Raw genomic sequence first — 2,786 nt, 5'->3', positions numbered from 1 at the left:
AATGGTCCCTACGTTGACGTGGGGCAGGGAACGATCAAATTTTTCCTTAGCCATCGATAACACCCTCAACAGAAGAATTAGACGAACGATATCTACCATTAAAACAAAGGCAGATATTTTCATATCTGCCTTGTTATATGGAGCTCTTGAGCGGATTTGAACCGCTGACCTCACCCTTACCAAGGGTGTGCTCTACCAACTGAGCTACAAGAGCGTAACACTTTGCACAACCTGCAAACTTGGAGCGGGTAGCGGGAATCGAACCCGCATCATCAGCTTGGAAGGCTGAGGTTCTACCACTAAACTATACCCGCGGAGCTTGCAGCTCACGCTAAAAATGGTGGAGGGGGAAGGATTCGAACCTTCGAAGTCGTAGACGTCAGATTTACAGTCTGATCCCTTTGGCCGCTCGGGAACCCCTCCTAAGCGAGCCGGCATTCTATACTATGCCGACCTTCTGTCAAGCATTTTCTCATTAAAAACCTGAGGTTAGCTGCGTTGACACCGCTCCGCTTTGACAACCTGTTTAGGTGTTCGCTGTGGAGCGGGCGCCATTCTATGCAAACTATTCCAGCGGTGCAACCCCCTCACACAGCATTATTTTATGTTTTAACTCATTGAATTCCTTGGAAAGGTTCTGCAACTGCACATCCCCCAATAAACGCTGGCTCTCGGGCGCAATGCGCAACCAATATCCAGGCTCGGGAAGATCCTTTTGCGATGCCTGAACCTTCACACTCATGCCCGCTAGACGCATCTGTAGCGCGGAAAGGCTGCTTTCTTGAGTCAAACCACCCAAAAACAGACACTCCTGTCCGGCATGGCGCGCGCCTTGCACTCCCGCCGAGTCACCAGTCGCCTCACTCAATAAGCGAATATCTTGCTGGGACCCGCGGTACATGCTGAGAGGAGTGACATCTTTTGCACGGAAGGGCGCCTCCTGCTGATGCCAGACGTAATAGAACACATTGAGAACAACGAGCAGCAGGAACAACCAACGCATACAAACCTCAAGTTAAAGGACACGCCATCGCCAACCCTACAAATACCAGGTCAGGGACGATCCGAGCATCAGGCACGACGTCCGCCACCAATCCAGCATCGCCACCGGTAATAAAGACAGCAAAGCGCCCCCCCCAATAGGATCGAGCCATTTCCATCTGGGTCAGAACGAAACCTCTCAACATTAATGAGCACCCTCGCTCCACCGCCTCGACGGTACTGCGCCCCGGAGCATGGCTCGTCAACGCTTTTTCGGCAGCCAAGTCCCCATAACGGATTTTCCGGGTATGCGTACGTAACTGGTTACGCATCAAGGGCATCCCTGGGCAAATGAATCCCCCCAGGTGCTCACCTTCGGCATTAATAAAGTCAGCCGTCACAGCAGTGCCAAAATCCAGAATCAGACAGGCGCCGGCAGCCAGATGAAAGCCACCGAGCATCGCCAACCAGCGATCCAGTCCCAAGCGTTCATAGTCGTCATAGCCATTCCTGACACCAGACATTTCACTGGCCGACTTTGCGCAAACGACCGAGATGCCGAACGTCTGCTCGAGAATTCGGGTGAGCGCAGCAGTTTCTTCGCTGGTTCTTACGCTGACCAACCGACATTTGCGCAACGACAGGCTCTCAAATGCAAACAAGCTATCCACCAGAGCTTGATCCGAGTCGACAACACCTTCCGCGAAAAGACCGCCAGCAGCCGTATTCAATACGCGCCACTTGATAAAGCTATTCCCACAGTCGAGCTCAAGAATCATCACGCAACCTCAGACTGAGCTCACCACCACTAAATACTTTTTCCACGCCGTCCACCTTCAAGCGCAGCGCACCCTGGCTATCAATACCAAGCACTACGCCTTCTATATGACTAACGCCCGCAACCAAAGAAACCGGGCGACCTTGCCACATGTGATCCTTTTCCCATTCCTCCTGGAACGCAGAGAAACCATGGACCTGATGACGCTGGATATAATCGTGCAGTTGGTCGCTCAGCTCAGCCACCAAGACGTTGCGATCGCAGGTTTGACCCGTCTCGAGTCGAATTGACGTCCATTGCTGGTCAACTTCCTCAGCAACCTGCATGTTCACATTAATGCCTATACCCAGCACCACATGGCAAACATCTGCCGGATCCCCTACTAGCTCAAGAAGAATACCGGCGATTTTCTTGTTCCCGACCAGCACATCGTTGGGCCACTTCAATCCTGCGCCCGCCACCCCCAGCTTTCGCAGGGCATGCATAACAGCCAAACCGACCACCAGACTCAAGCCCTCAAGCTGGCGCATGCCACCTTCAATGCGCAGGACCAGGCTGTAGTAGAGATTTTCAGCAAAAGGGCTTACCCATTTGCGGCCTCTGCGACCGCGACCGGAAATCTGTCGTTCGGCCAATACCAGAAACGGCGCCGCTCGACCCTGATTGATCGCGCGAAGCGCCTCTGCGTTAGTGGAATCGATGGAATCAAAGACTGTAATCGGCCAAACCGCTGCTAAGGCACTAATCTTCAGGGGGTCGAGGAGCGTCAAGGGTGCAGCCAGTTGATAGCCTCTGCCCCGGACTTTGTTTATGGACAACCCGAGCTCAGCCTCAAGATGCTGAAGCTGCTTCCACACCGCACTTCGACTGATTCCCAGGGTAACCCCCAGAGCCTCGCCGGAATGGAATCGACCATCCTTTAATAGATTCAACAACGTCAGCATGCAGGTCTCGCCTCACAATGAGGTCCGAATAATAGCCATGAGCCGGGCGATTGCATAGAAATCAAGCGCACCACTTTCCTGCG

At 53.2% G+C, this 2,786-nt stretch carries 3 protein-coding genes and 3 tRNA genes; all 6 read right to left on the bottom strand.

Translation table 11 applies throughout. The annotated features are described in order from the left end of the window. Positions 1-138: 138 nt before the first annotated feature. Positions 139-214 (bottom strand) — tRNA-Thr (locus tag V3W27_RS28045). 26 nt (positions 215-240) lie between these two features. Beyond that, positions 241-314 (bottom strand) — tRNA-Gly (locus tag V3W27_RS28040). A gap of 24 nt (positions 315-338) precedes the next feature. Further along, positions 339-423, bottom strand: a tRNA-Tyr gene (locus tag V3W27_RS28035). 142 nt (positions 424-565) lie between these two features. Beyond that, positions 566-1,003, bottom strand: coding sequence for a hypothetical protein (locus V3W27_RS28030; protein WP_330208058.1), 438 nt, complete (start codon positions 1,001-1,003; stop codon positions 566-568). A gap of 7 nt (positions 1,004-1,010) precedes the next feature. Then, positions 1,011-1,760 carry a pantothenate kinase gene (locus V3W27_RS28025; RefSeq protein WP_247268937.1) on the bottom strand — a complete coding sequence of 250 codons (750 nt, stop codon included), beginning with the start codon at positions 1,758-1,760 and terminating at the stop codon, positions 1,011-1,013. Further along, complete coding sequence (gene birA / locus V3W27_RS28020) at positions 1,750-2,703, bottom strand: bifunctional biotin--[acetyl-CoA-carboxylase] ligase/biotin operon repressor BirA (protein WP_247268938.1); 954 nt, start codon at positions 2,701-2,703, stop codon at positions 1,750-1,752. Before birA ends, V3W27_RS28025 begins: the two co-directional genes overlap by 11 nt. Positions 2,704-2,786: the final 83 nt, after the last annotated feature.

The sequence above is a fragment of the Pseudomonas sp. AM14(2022) genome, assembly GCF_036346455.1.
GTDB classification, from domain to species: Bacteria; Pseudomonadota; Gammaproteobacteria; order Pseudomonadales; family Pseudomonadaceae; genus Aquipseudomonas; species Aquipseudomonas putida_A.
Note: the sequence above shows the minus strand (reverse complement) of the source record. Positions and strands in the feature narration are given on the sequence as shown.